Origin of the sequence: Novosphingobium sp. fls2-241-R2A-195, assembly GCF_030209485.1 — a bacterium.
Taxonomy (GTDB): domain Bacteria; phylum Pseudomonadota; class Alphaproteobacteria; order Sphingomonadales; family Sphingomonadaceae; genus Novosphingobium; species Novosphingobium resinovorum.
Map to the genome: position 1 here is coordinate 40,069 of NZ_JARVRY010000003.1, position 19,274 is coordinate 59,342.

16 protein-coding genes are annotated in these 19,274 nt (G+C 66.5%); 7 read left to right on the plus strand and 9 right to left on the minus strand.

The window, feature by feature from the left end:
- Nucleotides 1-36: 36 nt before the first annotated feature.
- Complete coding sequence (locus tag QRN25_RS02225; RefSeq protein ID WP_285017263.1) at nt 37-1,164, minus strand: cupin domain-containing protein; 1,128 nt, start codon at nt 1,162-1,164, stop codon at nt 37-39.
- Between the two features lie 118 nt (nt 1,165-1,282).
- On the opposite strand from QRN25_RS02225, the gene QRN25_RS02230 reads away from it, so the two are divergent.
- Together QRN25_RS02230 and QRN25_RS02235 are read left to right on the plus strand one after the other, a co-directional pair.
- Nucleotides 1,283-2,233 carry a carbon-nitrogen hydrolase family protein gene (locus tag QRN25_RS02230; protein WP_285017265.1) on the plus strand — a complete coding sequence of 317 codons (951 nt, stop codon included), beginning with the start codon at nt 1,283-1,285 and terminating at the stop codon, nt 2,231-2,233.
- Between the two features lie 5 nt (nt 2,234-2,238).
- A complete protein-coding gene (locus QRN25_RS02235) occupies nt 2,239-2,874 on the plus strand; it encodes a flavin reductase family protein (RefSeq protein ID WP_036526609.1) in 636 nt (211 codons plus the stop codon).
- 42 nt (nt 2,875-2,916) lie between these two features.
- Here the strand turns inward: QRN25_RS02235 and QRN25_RS02240 are convergent, their stop codons facing one another.
- Both QRN25_RS02240 and QRN25_RS02245 read right to left on the minus strand, forming a co-directional pair.
- Complete coding sequence (locus QRN25_RS02240) at nt 2,917-4,053, minus strand: Gfo/Idh/MocA family protein (RefSeq protein WP_285017270.1); 1,137 nt, start codon at nt 4,051-4,053, stop codon at nt 2,917-2,919.
- A 106-nt stretch (nt 4,054-4,159) separates the two neighbouring features.
- Entirely contained in the window at nt 4,160-6,190 is a 2,031-nt protein-coding gene (locus tag QRN25_RS02245) for a c-type cytochrome (RefSeq protein WP_285017272.1), read from the minus strand.
- A 189-nt stretch (nt 6,191-6,379) separates the two neighbouring features.
- Between QRN25_RS02245 and QRN25_RS02250 the strand changes: the two genes are divergently transcribed.
- Together QRN25_RS02250 and QRN25_RS02255 are read left to right on the plus strand one after the other, a co-directional pair.
- Nucleotides 6,380-7,297: an alpha/beta fold hydrolase gene (locus QRN25_RS02250; RefSeq protein WP_285017274.1), complete on the plus strand. Its 918-nt coding sequence runs from the start codon at nt 6,380-6,382 to the stop codon at nt 7,295-7,297.
- 71 nt (nt 7,298-7,368) lie between these two features.
- Nucleotides 7,369-7,551: a DUF3008 family protein gene (locus QRN25_RS02255; RefSeq protein ID WP_271183852.1), complete on the plus strand. Its 183-nt coding sequence runs from the start codon at nt 7,369-7,371 to the stop codon at nt 7,549-7,551.
- A 562-nt stretch (nt 7,552-8,113) separates the two neighbouring features.
- Here QRN25_RS02255 and QRN25_RS02260 read toward each other — a convergent pair.
- The 5 genes from QRN25_RS02260 to QRN25_RS02280 all read right to left on the minus strand — a co-directional run bounded on the left by QRN25_RS02260 (nt 8,114) and on the right by QRN25_RS02280 (nt 13,289).
- On the minus strand, nt 8,114-9,103 hold the full coding sequence (locus tag QRN25_RS02260; RefSeq protein WP_285017277.1) for a phosphatase PAP2 family protein: 990 nt from the start codon (nt 9,101-9,103) through the stop codon (nt 8,114-8,116).
- Between the two features lie 83 nt (nt 9,104-9,186).
- Nucleotides 9,187-9,600, minus strand: coding sequence for an acyl-CoA thioesterase (locus QRN25_RS02265; protein WP_285017278.1), 414 nt, complete (start codon nt 9,598-9,600; stop codon nt 9,187-9,189).
- Between the two features lie 12 nt (nt 9,601-9,612).
- Nucleotides 9,613-10,074: a MarR family winged helix-turn-helix transcriptional regulator gene (locus QRN25_RS02270; protein WP_285017279.1), complete on the minus strand. Its 462-nt coding sequence runs from the start codon at nt 10,072-10,074 to the stop codon at nt 9,613-9,615.
- A 246-nt stretch (nt 10,075-10,320) separates the two neighbouring features.
- Complete coding sequence (locus tag QRN25_RS02275; protein ID WP_285017280.1) at nt 10,321-12,624, minus strand: bifunctional salicylyl-CoA 5-hydroxylase/oxidoreductase; 2,304 nt, start codon at nt 12,622-12,624, stop codon at nt 10,321-10,323.
- Between the two features lie 200 nt (nt 12,625-12,824).
- Nucleotides 12,825-13,289 carry a MarR family winged helix-turn-helix transcriptional regulator gene (locus QRN25_RS02280; protein WP_285017281.1) on the minus strand — a complete coding sequence of 155 codons (465 nt, stop codon included), beginning with the start codon at nt 13,287-13,289 and terminating at the stop codon, nt 12,825-12,827.
- A gap of 103 nt (nt 13,290-13,392) precedes the next feature.
- Here QRN25_RS02280 and QRN25_RS02285 point away from each other — a divergent pair, with 103 nt between their 5' ends.
- The 3 genes from QRN25_RS02285 to QRN25_RS02295 all read left to right on the plus strand — a co-directional run bounded on the left by QRN25_RS02285 (nt 13,393) and on the right by QRN25_RS02295 (nt 17,950).
- Nucleotides 13,393-14,166 (plus strand): cyclase family protein, encoded by a 774-nt coding sequence (locus tag QRN25_RS02285; protein WP_285017282.1) that lies wholly within the window; start codon nt 13,393-13,395, stop codon nt 14,164-14,166.
- A 6-nt stretch (nt 14,167-14,172) separates the two neighbouring features.
- Nucleotides 14,173-16,317, plus strand: coding sequence for a ferredoxin family protein (locus QRN25_RS02290; protein WP_285017283.1), 2,145 nt, complete (start codon nt 14,173-14,175; stop codon nt 16,315-16,317).
- Between the two features lie 148 nt (nt 16,318-16,465).
- Nucleotides 16,466-17,950 (plus strand): indolepyruvate oxidoreductase subunit beta family protein, encoded by a 1,485-nt coding sequence (locus QRN25_RS02295; RefSeq protein WP_285017284.1) that lies wholly within the window; start codon nt 16,466-16,468, stop codon nt 17,948-17,950.
- A gap of 42 nt (nt 17,951-17,992) precedes the next feature.
- On the opposite strand, the gene QRN25_RS02300 is transcribed toward QRN25_RS02295, so the two are convergent.
- Nucleotides 17,993-19,198, minus strand: coding sequence for an MFS transporter (locus QRN25_RS02300; protein ID WP_285017285.1), 1,206 nt, complete (start codon nt 19,196-19,198; stop codon nt 17,993-17,995).
- Nucleotides 19,199-19,274: the final 76 nt, after the last annotated feature.

Here is a 19,274-nt window from a genome sequence, read left to right on the forward strand (position 1 = left end):
GCTATTCCCCCGAAGGTTATCGTGTTGAGTTGAAAATCAGGTCAGGATCGGCTGGTAACCGCCGTTTTCCGCCAGCGCTTCCTCGCGGTAGAGGCCAAGGGCGCGCATCACGGGCAGGTCGTTGAAGGTGAACAGGCACGCATCCTCGGTGTCCGAGGCGTTCGCGTGTTCGTGGTACATCCAGGCGGGAACCACGAAGATGTCGCGTTCCTGCCAGTCGAAGCGCTGGCCGTTGATGATCGACCAGCCCTTCCCCTTGGCGCACTGGTAGACGAAGCTGCCGGTCTGGCGGTGGGCCTTCGTCCGCTCGCCGGGGCGCAGCAGCTGCATGGAGGCGCCGATCGTCTGCATCACCGGACCGCCGGTATGCGGATTGACGTATTCCATCATCACACCGTCGAAGGGCGACCCGTCGGTGACTCGTGCGTATTTCGTCAGCGCCTCGTAAGTGGGCGCCCATTCGTATTTGAACAGCGGCGAATAGGGCTTGGACCACGCCATGCCCGCCGGGCGCAGGCCGGTGCCCGCCCAGGTCGCGGTGGAATCGTCGACCGGGTAGGAGACCGCCTGCTGCAGATCGGGATGAACCTCGTAGAAGTTGGCTTCCAGCGCGTTCATCAGCGGAATGTCGAGACCGTCCTGCCAGATGCACGGGGTGCCGCCCTCGGCGACGCCATGTTCGTGCCAGGTGCCGTTGGGGGTGAGCACGAAGTCGTTGGCGCCCAGCGTCATCTTGTGCCCGTCGACATTGGTGAAGGCGCCCTCGCCCTCCATGATGAAGCGCAGCGCGGAGGCGGAATGGCGGTGGCTGGAGGCGAGTTCGCCCGGCCCCATCACCTGCAGGCCCGAGTAGAGCCAGCCCACGGCGGCGACCACGTCTGCACGGCCGGGGTTCTCCAGATAGACGACGCGGCGCCCCGCCTGCTCCGGCGTGACGAGGTCGAGCGCCTTCATCACGTCGTCGCGCAGGTCCTTGTAGCGCCACAGATACGGCACCGAGGTGGAGATCGGCTCCCACGGTTCGATCTTGTTCGCCACGGTCCACAGCGCGCCGGTGCCCAGCTGCTTCAGGCGCTCGTAATAGGCCACCAGTTCGGGCGTGTCCGCCACGTTCGCGCGGCCGATCATTTCCTCACGGTACTGGTCGTAGCTCTGATCGGCCATGGGTGCCTCCATCTGCGAGATATTACAGACCTAAAATAATTTGAATAAAGTGTCAAATGCAACTATTGTCCCTTATGTGAACCGCAGATTCCCTGTGATTTTTGCAAAGGAGCGCCGCATGTCCGCATCGTTTAAGGCAGCCCCCTTCAAGGCCGCCGTTATCCAGGCCGCATCGATCCCGACCGATTCTCTCGCCGCCGCCGAAAAGGCCGCCGGCCTGATCCGCAAGTCAGCCGCAGGCGGCGCGGCCTTGATGGTGTTTCCCGAGGCGTTCCTCGGCGGCTATCCCAAGGGCGCCTCGTTCGGCACGCCGGTCGGCATGCGCAAGCCCCAGGGCCGCGAGGACTTCCGCGCCTATCACGAAGCCGCGATCGACCTGAACGGCCCCGAAGTGGACCTGCTCGCCGAAGCCACCGCCGAGACCGGCGCCTTCGTCGTCATCGGCGTGATCGAGCGCGACGGCGGCACCGTCTACTGCACCGCGCTGTTCTTCGACGGCGACAAGGGCCTCGTCGGCAAGCACCGCAAGCTCATGCCGACCGGCGCGGAACGCCTGATCTGGGGCTTCGGCGACGGCTCCACGCTGCCGGTCTTCGACACGCCCTTCGGCAAGGTCGGCGCGGTGATCTGCTGGGAAAACTACATGCCCATGATGCGCATGGCGATGTACGATCAGGGCATCTCCATCTACTGCGCCCCCACCGCCGACGACCGCGACGCCTGGCCCTCGACCATGCAGCACATCGCGCTGGAGGGACGCTGCTTCGTGCTCTCGGCCTGCCAGCACGTCACGCGCGGCGCCTACCCGGCCGACTACGACTGCGCGCTGGGCGACGATCCCGAGACGGTGCTGCTGCGCGGCGGCTCGATGATCGTGGACCCTCTGGGCACGGTGCTTGCGGGACCGGACTATTCGGCCGAAACGATCCTCTATGCGGACATCGAACCGGCGCAGGTCGTGCGCGGCAAGTACGACTTCGACGTCGTCGGCCACTACGCACGGCCCGACGTGTTCGAACTGAAGGTCAACGTCGCACCGCGCCGCGCGGTCACCCGTTCGGGGGAATAAGCCAAGTGGAATTCGATTTCTCCAAAGTCTCCGGCCCCGATCGCTACAAGCTGATGGGCTCCAGCATCACCCCGCGCCCGATAGCGTGGGTGACGACGGTGTCGGGCGCGGGGCTGCGCAATGCCGCGCCCTACAGCTTCTTCAACATGATGAGCGCCGAGCCGCCGCTGATCGTGCTGGGCATGATGCGCCGCCCCGACGGCACGCACAAGGACAGCGCCGCCAACATCCTCGAAACCGGGGAGTTCGTGGTGAACCTCGTCTCCGAGGCCGACAGTGCGGCGATGAACTTCACTTGCATCGATGGCCCGCCCGAATTCGACGAACTGGCGGCAGCGGGTATCCCGACCCTGCCCTCCAGCGTGATCGGCGCCCCGCGCATCGCGACCGCGCCGGTGGCGATGGAGTGCCGTCTCTACGAGGCCGTCGAAACGGAGAAGACCACCATCGCGCTGGGCGAAGTGCTGCGCTTCCACATCGACGACGCCTTCATCGATGCCGAGAAGCTGCATGTCGATACGCTGGCGATGAACCTCGTCGCGCGCGTTCACGGCGCGGGCTGGTATGCGCGCACCACGGACCTGTTCCAGATGACCCGCCCCACCTTCGCGCAGTGGAACGCGGAGAAGGCCGAGTCCTGACGGCACGGGGATGGCCTGCCGCATAGCGGCAGGCCACTCGCATCAGGCGGCGGGCACGTCGATCCAGGTATTGGTGTCCGTCGACCGAATCACCGCGTCGATGATGCGGGCCGAGCGCAGACCGTCGGCGAACGTCGGCAGACCGGCAGGTGCCTCCCCGCGCACGGCAGCGTACGTGTCGGCAACGAAGTTCTCGAAGCACTGGGCATAACCCTGCGCATGGCCCGGCGGCAGGCTGGAAAGGCGGCGCGCGTCGGCCGCACCTGCGCCCGGACTGCGGAACAGTGTTTCGGCCGAATCCTCGGTGCCGAGCCAGACCGTCTCGGGGTTCTCCTGATCGAAGACGGCGGACTTGTGCGCGCCGTCGAACTCGAACCACAGCCGGTTCTTGCGGCCCGCCGAGACCTGCGAGATCACGGCGCTGCCCAGCACGCCCGAAGCCGTGCGGAACAGGATGGTCGCGGCGTCCTCGGTATCGACCTTCACCAGCGGCCCGGTGGCCGCCCCGCCCGAGAAACTGCCCTGCGACACTGCGGGACGCTCCGGCACGGTGATCGTCATCGCCGCCATGACCGAGGCGATGCGCTCGCCGGTTACGAATTCCATGAGGTCGCACCAGTGCGAGCCGATGTCGGCGAAGGCCCGGCTGCGCCCACCCTTCGATGCATCGACACGCCAGCTGGTCGCGTTCGGCGAGAGCAGCCAGTCCTGCAGGTAGCTGCCGTGAAGCAATTGCCACGCGCCGAACTCGCCCGCCTCGCGCCGCGCGCGAATCTCGCGCACCAGCGGATGGAAACGGTAGACGAAGGGCACCGTAGCGATCCTGCCCGCCTCGGTGGCGAGGGTGTCGAGATGCAGCGCCTCTTCGGTGCCGACGGCCAGCGGCTTCTCGCAGATCACGTGCGCACCGGCCGCCAACGCCGCCTCGACATGGGCTGCGTGCAGGCTGTTGGGGCTGCAGACGTGGACGACATCGAGGCCGAGCCCCGCCAGTTCCTCCAGCGAGCCGATGGCCAGCGTGCCCCACTGCGCCGCCGCCGCGGCGGACCGTTCGGGAGAGGACGCCATGACGCCGACCAGTTCGACACCGGCCAGCAATGCCGCACGGCGGTGGATCTCGCCGATCATTCCGGCGCCGAGGATCGCAACGCGCAGGGGCTTGCGGGTGGAAACGGTCAACGGACTCTCCTGCTCTTGGTCATGCGGCCGCCGGATGCGGGGCCGCACCTCTAGCCGTGTCAGCGCTGTCAGGGAACAGGTTTGCGACCTTCGCAGAAGCCTTCACTTACTTCGCAGAAGTCGAGTGGACATAGGCGGCGATCTGCGCCAGTTGCGCGTCGTCGAGGCCGGAGCCCATCTCCTTCATCTTGCCCACCTTGAGTGCATAGACGATCTGCGCCTGCGCGTATCCGGCGATCACTGAGACCGGCGGCGCTCCCGATCCGGCTTTCGAATGGCAGGCCGCGCAGCGCCCGTCGAACAGCGACTTGCCCACGTTCGCGGCCGAGGCGGCGGCGGGATGCTGGAGTTGCGGGGCCACGGCTCCCGGCGCCCGCAGCCCGAATGCCTGCAGCCGGTCGGTGCCGACCAGCACCATGCCATCCACTACGGCTGGCTCGTTGTACTTGCCCGAGGTGAACAGCGCATCGCCGCTCTGCCACAGCGGTTTCAGGCTCTTTGCGTCGAAGGCATGGAGGCGTGCGCCCGGGGCATCGGGCTGGTAGATGTCGACGCTGCGCGGCACATTGGTGTCCAGCACCCAGACCACGCCGTTCTCGCCGCCATTGCTGGAGACCACCGGCGAGCCGGGGTTCTGCATCGTCACCGTCATCTCGCGCCCGTCAACCTTGAGGTAGGCCGGCTCGCTCTTGCGTGTCATCACCCGGACCCGCACGAGGCTGGGCGGCACGTTGGTGCCGAAGTCCGGGCCGGTCTTGGCGCTGCCCGCAAGGAACAGGTAGTGCTCGCCGAGGCGATTGCGGAAATGGGCGAGCGTGGCGCGGCTCTTGGCGGAGTTCACCATCCCGATGCTGTCCGAATACGGCTCGAACACCACCACTGGACCGCGCGACTTCAGTTCCGGCTGCACGCCCGGCGCAAGGAGCGAGCCGTCGCTTGCTGGATCGGTGCTGCAGGTATGGCGCTTATGGGTGCCGCCGGGCATGTGATCGCGATCGAGCAGATAGGCGTTGCCCTGCTTGCCCGCCCCCAGCGTCAGCAGGTGCGGCGTGCCCGCGCTGCCGCGATCGAGGTCGAACAGGACCGCGCCGCTCCCCGCGATGTCGATGTCGGACGCGGCCGTCTGGCAATAGTTGAACGGCGAATACGTGCCCGTCAGCCGCAGGCCAGCCTTGGGATCGTCGCGGAACTGCAGGATCGATTGCCCCCAGGCACCCGCGACTTCAGGGAATACGCCCGGGATGCCACGCTTCTCGAGGGCGGAAAGGAAGCTGGCCCCGGTAGCGATATAGATGCGCCCCTGCGCGTCGATCGCCGGGCCGGACGCGCCCCACATGCCGCCCTGCTGCAAGTCCGCACGCGGCATCGAGGAGAAGGCGCTCGCCACCCGGTGAGCAGCGGTATCGACCGATACGAGGAAGCCTTGGAGGTCAGGCCCGAACGCCACGTAAAGGCGCCCGCCGTCGCGGCTCAGGTTGAGAGCGCCGCGCTGGTAGTAGATTTGGCCCGGCACGAAGCGGCTGACGCCGTTGCGGTTGACCTGAGCCGTGACGGTGCGGTGGCTGATCTCTACCGGCCAGCCTGAAACTTCCTCCCCGGTCCGCAGGTCCAGCGCATGGACGTCCCAGGTCCAGTCGCCCCGGCAACTGGTGACGTAGAGCCGGTTGGCGGAGCGGTCGATCACCGGCGTGGAGAGGTTGCCGAACTGGCCGTCCTGGCATGGATCGGCGGTCAGCCTGCGCTTCCACAGGATCGTTCCGGCAGAAAGGCCGGCGCGCTGCCCGGCGTGGATAGCATAGGCATAGCCGGTGCTGCTGACGACGAAAGCGACGCGCAGCGTCTGGCCCGCCTGCGCGCCCTCGTCGAAGTGCAGCGCGCTGACGTAGAGCGGGGACGCAAACAGGCGCGGCGGCGTGCTTCTGTGGAAATCCAGCCTCGGCGACTGCCAGATCTCGCCGAACTGTCCGCCCGCCACTGCCGCCGGGGTGAGCATCCTCTCCCGGTCGTTCCAGCCCTCGCGCCCGGCGCTGTTGTGATATGTCAGCTTGTCCACGCCCGCCGGAGACAGCGCCGGATCGCCGCAGCCGCCGAGCAGCAGCGCCGTACCGGCGGCAAAGCTTGCGAGGATATGCTTCATGCCGGAATGCTCCATGCCGGGTCGCGCGGCCCCAGACCGCCCAGAAAGCGCAAAGGTCTAACCTTGCCCGGATCGACCGGACGCCGCGAAAGGCTCCGGTCGTCGTCAGGCGGATAGCAGCCGCAGGGCGGCTCGACCTTGCGCGTTCCGCTCCGGACACTCGCTCTGGATCGAAACAAGGAGACCCGGGTGGTCACTCGACGCGCGTTTGCCGGTGGCATGACCCTTGGGGCAGCGGCCCTCGCCACCCTGCCTGCCGCTGCGCAGGCAGGAGAGCAACCGCCGCAGTATCCGGCGGCGCCATGGACCGGCGCCGGAACGGTGCGCCGCGCGGGGGGAGAACTCCATTACGTCTCGCTGGGAGAGGACGGCGCGGCGCTGCCCGTAGTCCTACTGCACAAGCTGGGCGGCTGGGTCGCAGACTGGCGCGACGTGGCACCCGCGCTTGCGCGTGGTCGTCGCGTTATCGCCATCGACTTGCCCGGCCACGGTGCCTCGCGCTGGCAGGGAACACCGCCGCAAGTCCAGACCGTAATGGAAACGGCGACACTGGTGCTTGGCGCGCTTCAGGACATGGGACTGCCCCAGGTCGACCTCGTGGGGACGTCGCTCGGTGGCTGCGTGGCAGTCGCCATGGCGGCGCTCGCGCCGGAGCGCGTGCGGCGGCTGGCCCTGCCATGCTGCGTCCTCGGCCCGGCGAGCACGCACGAGCAGGTCGCTGCCAAGGAAAAGGGCCAGGCCGCGATGTTCACCGCCGAGGGCGATCCTCTGCCCGGCGATCCGGGGCTGGCCCGCGACATCTTCGGTCTGCGCGACTTCGAGCGCATCGGCGCCGAGCAGAACGCCAGCCGCGCTCGGGCCGGACGCTGGATCCGCCCGCACGAACGCGGCGTCGCATACACCGATTTCGTAGAACTCATGCGCCGGATCACCGCGCCCACCCTGCTGCTTTACGGCGGGCACGACACGTTCTTCTTCAAGTATCGCCCGACCGCAGAGGCAAATCTTCGCGATGTGCGCAGCGTGGTGCTTTCGGACGCGAGCGGCTTCCCGGTGCAGGACGACCCGCAGGAGACGGCCTTGGAACTCGTGCGCTTTTTCGCCTGATCCGCACGCGCGGGATCCCGCGAGGACCTCGGCGCATTGAACAGGGAACCGGTATCAACGAGGAACCCGCAATGCCCGCAAGGTCCAAAGCCCAGCAGAAAGCCGCCGGAGCCGCCCTGTCCGCGAAGCGCGGCGAAATGCCCATGTCGAAGCTTCAGGGCGCTTCGAAGGAAATGGCGGCGTCCATGACCGAACGGCAACTCGAGGATTTCGCCTCCACCAAACGCAAAGGCCTTCCCGAGCACAAGCACTGATTGTTTCGGTCAAACGAATGAAGCCTCGGTGTGTGGAGGTCACGTTTGGGTGGTAAGTTGCCGGTGGTCAGCCGAGCAATCGCTGAGCCTCTACTGGAGAATCTGTCATGACATGCACGGTCACGTCCAACGTCACTATGACGAAATGCCGCCACTCCCGGCCGTAAAGCGCGCCGTTCTGCGCAATACTCTGGCAATCCATTCTGAGCCTATGACTTCCTGAAAAGGCCAAGGGACTGCTCGTAGGATCGGGTCAGGCATTAACGATGCAGGACTGAAAATTGCCGGGTCTGAGAATTCCTCATAAACTTTAACCGCCTCTATGCTTCCGAACATGAGGCGCACCGGGCAGGCCACAACTGTGTCGTCGTATTGGGCTGTTGCTAGGAGTGTCCTGCCGTCAGACGACAAATGGACACTGCCGAGCATTTGCTCGGGTAGGTCATTGAGTGGCTCCCATTTACGCAAACGCTCAGAAGATATGTTCATTTGAGCTTTATCTGTTCATAGGCCAACATCCGCAACGGGGCGTTCGCTGACTGTCCGAATTTGTCCACGCAGCCTAGGCCGTCAGCCGCCGGTGGCAGGCCATGAGCGACAGGGCGATCCCTGCGACCCCCGCGCCGAACACCATATCGACCAGGTAATGCGTGCCCTCGACCGGCGTGGACAGCAGCATCCCTGCATTGAGCCCAACGATCCACCAGCGCAGCGCTGGAATGCGCCAGCCCGCCGCGATGTAGAGCACCGCCGCCGCCGTATGGAAACTCGGCGCCGAGACGATCCCGCGCAAGTGGCCCAGATCGACGACGTGAACCTGATAGGCCCTTAGCGCCGGGATCAGGCCCTCCTGCCACTGCTCGCTTTCGGGCATGTAGGGGATCGCAGCATGCCACAGGTAGGAGAACGGGCCGATGGCGGGCATCAGGCTGAACAGCAGCAGGGTGATGATCGTGGCCAGCCAGAACCCGGCGATGAAGCGATAGGCCTCGTCATGCCGCCCGCCCCGCGCCGCGCACCACAGCAGCACGGCGGGGGTGACGTAGATGCTGCGATAGACCACCGTGCCCACCGCCTGCAGCACCGGATGCGCGGCGACGAGGCGGTAGAGGCTCACCCAGTCGAACCCCATGGCCACGTCGATCGCCTGAAGCCGTTCGTCGGCATAGCCGCTGGTCAGGGCCGCCACCGGGTAGCTGGCGGTCGCGCCCATCAGCGAGATCATCGTGAAAATCGCGGCGTACTCGCTGAAATGCGCGAGCGGCAGCGCATGGCGCCAACTGGTGCGGGGCAGCGCGAAGCGTGCGAGCAGGGCCAGCAGACCCGCGGCGTAGAATGGCCGATTGCCTGCCTGCCACGGATCGATGACGAGTTGCGCGCGGTGCATCAGCACGGTCAGGACGGCAAGGCTCAGCAGCATCGCGCCCCAGACCTGCGGCCGGATCGCCGGGCCGGAGCGGCGCAGTTCCACGAGCGCCGGAGTGATCGTGGCAACAGGCGTCGCGGTGCCAGTGGGAACGGTTGTGGCCCACCGGGGCGGCGTCGATTGCATTGGTCGTGGATCCTGGGCGATAAGTGCGAACGAGAAGCCTATCGCCGCTTAAGCCTCCATGAACCAGTGGAATTGTGCGTGGGTCAGGCCGGAACCAGCCCCGCCTCGATCCTTTCGCGCACATGGGCGGGCCATTCGACCGGGCGGTGGTCGTTCAGGTCCATGCAGACCAGCACCACTTGCGCGCGCAGGCGGTCGCGGCCTTCACCGGCGAACACGACTTCGATCCCGCAGCTGGTACGGCCGAGGCGCTTGGCGGTGACGGTCATCTCCAGCCGGTCGCCGAGGCGGCTGGGCGAGACGAATTCGACGTCCAGCTTCACCGTCGGCACGCCGATGTGGTGTTCCAGATGCATGGATGCGAAGTCCATGCCGAGGTCCTGCGCGAACCAGTCTTCCACCGCGCCGTTCAGCATCTCGAAGTAGCGGGGGTAGAAGACGATCCCCGCTGGGTCGACATGCGCGAAGCGCACTTGCGTGGAGGTGGTGAAAGGCATCGGCGAGAGGTCCTAGAGAATGGAAGTCTTGAGCTGGGTCAGCAGGGTCAGAAGCTGGCGCTGGCTGTCCTCGGGAAAGTCGGCGAGGGCTTCGCGCACCCAGCCGTGATGGGCCTCTGCCAGTACGGCGAACTGGACGCGGCCGTTCGGCGTGAGCGAGACGATGGCGGAGCGGGCGTCTTCCGGATCGGTGTACGAAGAGACGAGGCCCTGTTCCTGCAACTGGCGCACGATCGCGGTGACGTTGCCGTTGGAGACGAGCAGCGCGCGCGACAGTTCGCCCATGCGCAGGCCGTCCGGCGCGCGGTCCAGCGTCGCGAGGATGTCGAAGCGGGGCAGGGTGGTGGAGAACTGGTCCTCGAAATTGCGGCGCAGGCGTTTCTCGATGATCTTCGCGCAGTCAAGCAGGCGAACCCAGACGCGCAAGTCGAGCGTGCCTGCAGCCGTCGTGCCGCCGGGAATCGTCTTGTCCATCGTCGCCAAGGCTCCTCGTTCTCCAGGAGGCTCCATAGCGGAGGATGCGATTATGTCGATTCCTGCAGGCATAAAGTTTCTTTCGGGCAAGCAACCCTGCGTTGAAGCAGACCCTTCGACAAGCTCAGGGTGAGCGGACGTTGGCAACAGACCTCCCAAATCCGCTCGGGCTGAGCGAGGTTGGAATGAACCTCCCAATTCCGCTCAGGCTGAGCTTGTCGAAGCCCCGGCCGCCGGGCGCGAGGGTCAGGCCCGTGCGCCCTCCGCCTGTTTCGCAGCGCGCATCGCCATCTGCTGGCCCAGTTTGTAGGGCGCGGGGATCGGCTGTTCCTCATACCCGGCCGAGGCCGCCGCGCGCAGCGTCCACACCGGGTCGAACAGGTGCGTGCGGCCCAGCGCGACGAGATCGGCGCGGCCCGCCGTCAGGATCGAGTTGACCTGATCGGCATCGGCGATGTTGCCCACCGCGATCGTCGGTACGCCTGCCTCGTTGCGGATCTGGTCGGCGAACGGGGTCTGGAACATGCGGCCGTAGACCGGGCGGCCTTCGGGCGCGGTCTCACCGGCGGAAACGTCGACGATGTCCACGCCCGCTTCGCGCAGCAGCCTGGCGATCTCGACCGCCTCGGCAGGGGTCACGCCCGCTTCGCCGACCCAGTCGTTGGCGGAAATGCGCACCGCCAGCGGCTTGTCCTGCGGCCATGCGGCGCGCACCGCCTCGATCACGCGCAGCGGGAAACGCATGCGGTTTTCAAGGGAGCCGCCGAAGGCGTCGTCACGCGCGTTCATCACCGGGGTGATGAAGGCCGAGAGCAGGTTGCCGTGGCCCGCCTGCACTTCGAGCATGTCGAAGCCAGCGTTGTCGGCCAGCATGACGGTCGCGACGAATTGCTGGACGATCCGGTCCATGCCCTTCGCGTCCAATGCCTGCGGGACCGTGCCGCCCTTGCGCCACGCCTGCGCGCTGGCGGAGACGGTCGGCCACGGCGCGTCCATCGGCACGTCGTAGCCCACACCTTCACCGGGCACCTGACACGCGGCGCGGGCACCGGCATGGCCGATCTGAGCGCAGGTCTTCGTCGCCGAGTGCTGGTGCGCGAACTGGTTGAAGGCGGTCCAGCGCTCGGCCTGACCGTCATGCCACAGGCCGGGGCAGGCGGGGGTGGTGCGGCCCTCTGGCGCGACGGCGAGCATCTCCGTGACCACCAGACCGGCACCGCCCAGCGCGCGCGAACCGTAGTGGACCGAGTGGAAGTCGTTGGCGTAGCCGTCCGCATCGGCGGAATAAGTCAACATCGCCGGGATCACGACGCGATTGGGCACCGTCATCCCGCGCAGGGTGTAAGGCGTGAACATCGGCTGCACCGGCACGTTGCGCCCTTCGTTGCCCGCCCAGAACCAGCGTTCCAGCCCTTCCAGCCAGGTGCGGTCGCGCAGGCGCAGGTTCTCGTGGCTGACGCGCTGCGAGCGGGTCATCAGCGAATAGGCGAACTGCGGCAGGTCGAAGCCGAGGTAGCGATCCAGCGTCTCGAACCACTCGGTCGAATTGCGGGCCGAGTTCTGGATCTTGAGCACCTCGACATGACGCTCCGCCTGATATTCGGCGAGCGCGGCGGCCAGTTCCTCGCGTCCGGTAATCCCGGGGCGGTCCAGCACTTGCGCCAGCTTGATCGCGTCTTCCAGCGCGAGTTTGGTGCCCGAACCGATCGAGAAGTGCGCGGTGTGGGCGGCATCCCCAAGCAGCACGACGTTGTCGAAAGACCACTGCTTGCAGATCACGCGGCGGAAGTTGATCCACGCCGCCGAGCCGCGCAAGTGCGTGGCGTTGGAGATCAGCGGGTGGCCGTCCAGATGGCGGGCGAAGATTGTCTCGCACAGCGCGATCGAATCGGCCTGCTCCATCACGTCGAGGCCAAGGCCGGTCCACGTTTCGGGCGAGCATTCGACGATGAAGGTCGAGTGCGTCTCGTCGAAGCGATAGGCGTGTGCCCAGATCCAGCCTGCGTGGGTCTTCTCGAAGATGAAGGCGAAGGCATCGAACAGCTTGGTGGTGCCCAGCCAGGAGAACTTGTTGGTCTTTGTCTGGATATCGACGCCGAACTTCTCTTCATTGGCGGTGCGCACCATCGAATTGATGCCGTCCGCCGCCACGATCAGGTCGAAGTCCGCGAACTGCGAGAGGTCGTCGCTGAACTGCGTCTCGAAGTGCATGATCACGCCCAGTTCGGCGGCGCGCGCCTGCAGGATCTGCAGCAGGTGCTTGCGGCCGATGCCGATGAAGCCGTGGCCCGAGGAACTGACGGTGTTCTCGCCCACGGTGACGTCCACGTCGTCCCAGTGCGCGAAGCTGTCGACGATGGTGGCGGCGCTGACCGGGTCGTTCGCCTGCAGGTTCACCAGCGTCTGGTCGGAGAACACCACGCCCCAGCCGAAGGTGTCGCCCTCGCGGTTGCGTTCGAAGACGTGGACCTCATGCGCGGGATCGCGCAGCTTCATCGAGATCGCGAAGTAGATACCGGCAGGTCCGCCGCCGAGGCACGCAATACGCATGGATGTCTCTCCTGAATTGCTTCATGCCTAAACTAATATGGTTGCACGTGCAAGTTTATTCCTTCCTCCCCGAGCTTGCTCGGGGAGGGGGACCGTCGCCGCAGGCGATGGTGGAGGGGGACGGGGCCGAAAGTTGCCCCTCCGTCACCGACTTCGTCGGCACCACCCCCCCCCCCGAGACGAGCTCGGGGAGGAACGGGTTAATCCAGGTTGTCGTATAGCCGCCCGAGCAGGTCCAGCATCTTCGAAAAGTCCCCGGCCGAGAACCCGCGAATGATCTTGTCATAAAGCGGCGCGGTCACTTCGCGCGCTTCGCCCAGCTTTACGCGGCCCTCGGCCGTCATGCGGATCTCGGTCACGCGGCCGTCCGATTCGCTCGGCGCGGTCTCGATCAGCCCCGCCTTGGTCATGCGCTCGACGATGCGCATCATGGTGGAGAGGTTGATGACCGCCGACTTCGCCACTTGCCCGATCGCCAGCGGCTCGTGCTCGCCCAGGATCATCAGCACGCGCCACGTCGGAATGTCGATGCCGATGCCGCGCAGGCCCGACTCGATGACCACGTTGTACCGGCTCGCGGCCCGGTTCAGCAGATAGAACGGGTAAGCGTCGAGGCGGAAATCCTCCGATCCAGGGTTACCGAAAGGGCGCAAATCCTCGCTCATCCTAGGCTCCAGCGGGCCGAAACGCCCGGCATGACATTTTAGTTGCATATGCAACTTAATCCGATACTCTTCGCCGTAATGGTCCAACAGGAGGCCCAAGTCCATGACAGACGTTCTCGCTTCTCTCGCCCATGCGCTGACGGCCGGTGACATCACCGTCGTCGATCTGACCCAGACCCTCTCCGAAGATACCCCGCTGCTGGTGCTGCCCGAGCCGTTCGGCCAGACCGCTGCCTTCTCGCGCGAGGAAATCTCGCGCTACGACGAGCGCGGCGTCGCATGGCACTGGAACAACTTCACGGTGGGCGAGCACACCGGCACGCACTTCGACGCGCCGGTCCACTGGGTCTCGGGCAAGGACCTGCCGGACAACACCGTCGACAAGGTGCCGCCGCAGAAGCTGGTCGCGCCCGCCGTGGTGCTCGATTTCTCGGTCGAATGCGCCGCGAACCCGGACTTCCTCCTGACGGCCGAGCACATCAAGGTCTGGGAAGCCGAGCACGGCGCCATTCCCGCCGGCGCCTGGGTGCTGTTCCGCACCGACTGGTCGAAGCTGGACGTCGACGCCTACACCAACCGCAAGGAAGACGGCGCCCACACCCCGGGGCCGGATGCTTCCGCCATCCAGTACATCCTCGACCGTGATGCGCTGGGCTTCGGCGTCGAGACGATCGGCACCGATGCAGGCCAGGCGCATCTGCTTGAGCCGATGTACCCGGCGCACACGCTGCTCCACGGCGCGGGCAAGTACGGCCTGCAGTGCCTTGAAAACCTCGACAAGCTGCCCGCCACCGGCGCGATCGTGATTGCCTCGCCGCTCAAGATCCTGGGCGGTTCGGGCAGCCCGCTGCGCGTCCTCGCGCTTGTTTCGGAGTAAGGGCAAGTGGCGGAGCGTTCATTCAAGAAGGAAGTCCTCAAGCTCACCGCAGGTGAGGGCGAGGTCTTCACCGGCGAAGGCATCCTGGCGGTCACCAAGGGGCTGCTGCAGTCGGGCGTGGCTTATGTCGGCGGTTATCAGGGCTCGCCGATCAGCCACCTGATGGACGTCTTCGCCGACGCCAACGACCTGCTCGAAAGCCTCGGCGTCCATTTCGAGGCGAGCGCCTCGGAAGCGACGGCGGCGGCGATGCTGGCGGCCTCGGTCAACTACCCCTTACGCGGCGCGGTCGCGTGGAAATCGGTGGTGGGGACCAACGTGGCGTCGGACGCGCTGTCCAACGTCTCGTCGGGCGGCGTTACCGGCGGCGCGCTGGTGATCGTGGGCGAGGACTACGGCGAAGGCTCCTCGATCATGCAGGAGCGCACGCATGCCTTCGCGATGAAGTCGCAGATGTGGCTGATCGATCCGCGCCCCAACCTGCCCAGCATCGTCGACTCGGTGGAGCAGGGCTTCCGCCTCTCCGAAGCCTCGAACACGCCGGTCATGCTGCAGCTGCGCGTGCGGTCCTGCCACATGACCGGTTCGTTCGTGGCGAAGGACAACGTGCGCCCGCCGCTGACGGTGGGCGAGGCGGCCGCCAGCCCGGTGCGCGATACCGACCGCATCGTGCTGCCCCCTGCGAACTTCCTTCACGAAGTCGAGAAGATCGAGAAGCGCTGGCCCGCAGGCATCGCCTATGTCCGCGACAACAAGCTGAACGAGTGGTTCGGCCCCGAAGACAGCGAAGAGGGCATCGGCCTGATCGTGCAGGGCGGCCTCTACAACAACCTCAACCGCGCGATGGAACTGATCGGGCTGGCGGACTCCTATGGTGTCAGCAAGCTGCCGATCTATTGCATGAACGTCGTCTATCCGATCATCCCCGAGGAAGTCGCCGCGTTCTGCAAGGGCAAGCGCGCAGTGATGATCCTGGAGGAAGGCCAGCCCGAGTTCATCGAGCACGAACTCAACACGCTGATCCGCCGCGCGGAGCTGGACACCCGCATCGTCGGCAAGGACATGCTGCCGCGCTCGGGCGAATACACCGCCGACGTGATCCGCAAGGGCCTGGCGAAATTCCTCGAAGCCTACGCCCCCGCGCTGGCGCCGCAGCTTGAAGCGGCAAGCCCGCTGCCCGCGCCGGTCGCCAAGGAAATCCCGCAGCGCCCGGCGGGCTTCTGCACCGGCTGTCCGGAGCGCCCGATCTTCACCGCGATGAAGCTGGTGGAGCGCGAACTTGGCCCCACCCATGTCTCGGCGGACATCGGCTGCCACCTGTTCTCGATCCTGCCGCCGTTCAACATCGGCAACACGACGATGGGCTATGGCCTCGGCGCGGCGGGTGCCTCGGCGTTCAAGCCCAAGGAAGGCGAGGGGTCAAAGCGGTCGATCGCGATCATGGGCGACGGGGGCTTCTGGCATAACGGCCTGACCTCGGGCGTCGGCAATGCGGTGTTCAACAAGGACGACACCGTCACCATGATCATCGACAACGGCTATTCGGCGGCCACCGGCGGTCAGGATATCCTGTCATCGCGCGCCGAGAACGCCAATCGCGTGACCAAGAACCCGATCACCAAGGCGGTGCGCGGCGTCGGCGCGAAGTGGGTGCGCGAGACGCATCGCACTTATGACCTCAAGGGCATGACCTCGATGCTGCGCGAGGCGCTGACGACCGAGGAGAAGGGCCCCAAGGTCATCGTCGCGCAGTCCGAATGCATGCTCAACAAGCAGCGGCGCGAGAAGAAGGCGACTTCGGCGAAGCTGAAGGCGGGCGAGCGCGTGGTGCGCGAACGCTTCGGCGTCGACAGCGACACCTGCACCGGCGATCACAGCTGCATCCGCCTGTCGGGCTGCCCGTCGCTGACGATCAAGCCCAACCCGGACCCGCTGCGGCAGGACCCGGTGGCGCATGTCGAGAACTCCTGCGTGGGCTGCGGCCTGTGCGGCGAGGTGAGCCATGCGGCGGTGCTGTGCCCCAGCTTCTACCGCGCGCAGATCGTCGCCAATCCAGGCAAGTTCGAACGCTTCAAGGCGAAAGTCAGCGGCGCGATCATGGCCCGCTGGCAGGCCGGCGCCGACAAGGCCCGCGCGGCGCGCGCGTTCTGAAGCCATTCCTCCCCGTTGCGCAGCAATGGGAGGGGGACCGCCGACGCAGTCGGTGGTGGAGGGGGCGGAACCCAGCCCGTCCCCTCCGTCAGCCCTGACGGGCTGCCACCTCCCCATCGCTTCGCGACAGGGAGGATGAAGCAAGAGAGTGAGAGACACCACCATGACGATCGCCAACGAAAACCGCATCACCATCGCCATCCTCGCCCTCGGCGGACAGGGCGGCGGCGTGCTGGCCGACTGGATTCAGGAAGTCGCCCGCGCCGAGGGCTGGCTGGCGCAGGGCACCTCGGTCCCCGGCGTGGCGCAGCGCACCGGCTCGACCGTGTACTACGTCGAACTGGCGAAGCCCGACGGATCGGGCCGCCTGCCCGTGATGGCGCAGATGCCGATGCCGGGCGACGTGGACGTGGTTGTCGCCTCCGAACTCATGGAAACCGGTCGCGCACTGCTGCGCGGGTTCTCCACCGCGGGGCGCACGACGCTGATCGGCTCCACTCACCGCATCTACGCCATCGGCGAGAAGCAGGCGATGGGCGACGGCCGCGGTAACGGCGAAAAGATCATCGAGGCGGCCTACCAGCGCTCGAAGCGCTTCATCGGCTTCGACATGGAAGCCGCGACCGACCGTTCGGGTAGCGTCATCAGCGCGATCATGTTCGGCGCGCTGGCGGGCAGCGGCGGGTTGCCCTTCGCTGCCGACACCTACCGCGCCGCGATCGAGCACAGCGGCATCGCCGTGAAGAGCAACCTCAAGGGCTTCCAGGAAGGCTTCGACCGCGCCCAGCAGCCCGTTGCCAGGCCGGATGAGATCACGCACGACCTCCCCGTGCCGACCACCGAGCAGGGCCGCGCGCTCGCCGCGCGCATCGCCGCGAACCTGCCCCCGCCCGCGCAGCCCAACGCCCTGCACGGCGTCGCCAAGCTGATGGACTGGCAGGACGGCGCCTATGCCGCGCTCTACCTCGATCGCCTCGAATCCGTCGCCGCGCTCGATGCCGCGCCGTTCGAACTGACCGCCGAGACCGCGCGCCATCTGGCGCTGTGGATGGGCTATGAAGACACCATTCGCGTCGCCGACCTCAAGACGCGCGCCAGCCGCATCACCCGTGTACGCGGCGAAGTGAAGGCGGGCGACGAGCAGATCCTTTCGATCACCGAATTCATGCACCCGCGCCTGCAGGAAGTGTGCGAGACGCTGCCCGCCGGGATCGGCCGCCGCATCCTCGCCAGCAAGGGCCTGACGAAGCTGCTCGGCCGCTTCTTCACCGAAGGGCGCCATGTCGAGACGACCGGCCTGCGCTGGTTCCTGGCGCTGCGCACCGTTGCGGCGATGCGGTCGATCCGCCCGCGCTCGCTGCGCTACATCGAGGAGCAGGAGCGCATCGAGCACTGGCTGGAACTGGTGCGCACCGAGGCAGCCAAGGACCGCGAACTGGCGCTGGAACTGGTGCTGTGCCAGCGGCTGATCAAAGGCTACGGGGATACCTTCGAGCGCGGCCTCGGGAACTTCCAGCGCATCGTCGCCGAACACGCCCGCGCTCCCCGGGATGCGGCAGGCGTCCGCACTTTGCGCGAATTGGCGCTGGCGGACGACAAGTCGAGCGGGCTGACCGAAGCCCTCGCAGGTTGATGGCCGGATCGGGGCGATCCTTGCGGGATCGCCCCGATCCGCTCAGTTCCCGGCCCGCTTCGCGCTGTCCCTGAAGGATAGCGCGAACACCACCGCGACCACGGCGGCTAGTGCCGAGGGGATCAGCCAGAAGCCGGTCCAGTCGACCTCGTGCCCGTTCGTGCCGCTGCTGTGCGCGACGTAGACGGCGTTCGCCAGCAGGCTGCCGATGATCGAGCCGACACCCCAGGTGACGAGCGCGAGGAACGACTGCGCGCGGCCCCGCGTCTCGGTCGGGAAGCGCTGGTCCACCCAGATCTGTCCGGCGACGAGAAAGAAGTCGAAGCACACGCCGTGCAGCGCCAGCGCGACCAGCAGCATCGGCATATGCGGGCCGCCCGCGTCGAAGCCGAAGGCGAACAGCGCATAGCGTGCGGTCCATGCCAGCATGCCGACGAGCAGCACCGTCTTCATCCCGAACCAGCGCAGGAACAGCGGCAGCAGCAGCAGGAAGCCGACTTCGGAAACCTGCCCGATCGTCTGCACCCCCGCCGCCGCGCCGACGCCCACGCCGACCAGGAACGGGTTAGCATAGGCGTAGTAGAAGCTCAGCGGGATCATCAGCAGCAGCGAGCAGCCGATCAGCGCCCAGAACGAGCGGTCGCCGCCCTTGATCGCGTCCAGACCCAGCAGTCCGGCAATCCCGGTGCGATCCGAACCGGCGGCCGGGGGCGTGGCGGGCAGGGTGAAGGCATAGAGGCCGTAGAGCACCGAAACTCCCGCCGCCATGCGCAGCGGCAGCGCGGTCTCCTCCGCACCCAGCCAGCCGACGAGCAGACCCGCGACGATCCAGCCGATGGTGCCCAGCACGCGGATCGCGGGAAATTCCTTCGCGGTGTCGGTCATCGCGGCGAAGGCGATCGCGTTCGACAGGGCGAGGGTCGGCATATAAGCCAGCAGCACGCCCAGTGTCAGCGCGAAGACGAGGCCCGGGTCGCTCCCCGCGAACGAAAGCGCGAGCAGCGCGCCGCCGCCTGCCAGATGCAGCACGCCGACCACTTTCTGCGCGGAGAAGTAGCGATCGGCTATGGCGCCGACGAACAGCGGCGACAGGATCGCTGCCCAACCCTGCGCCGAAAACATCGTGCCGATCCACGAGCCGAGACCGGCGTGCATCAGATAGCTGCCGAACGGCACCCACCACGCACCCCAGACGAAATACTGCAGAAACATCATCAGCGAGAGGCGCACTCTTGTGCCGATATCCATGATCCGGTTCCCGTTCCTTTCTGCGACGCCATCGTTCTCGCCCGTGCCTGACGTCCGGCGCCGGATTTTTCCGCGG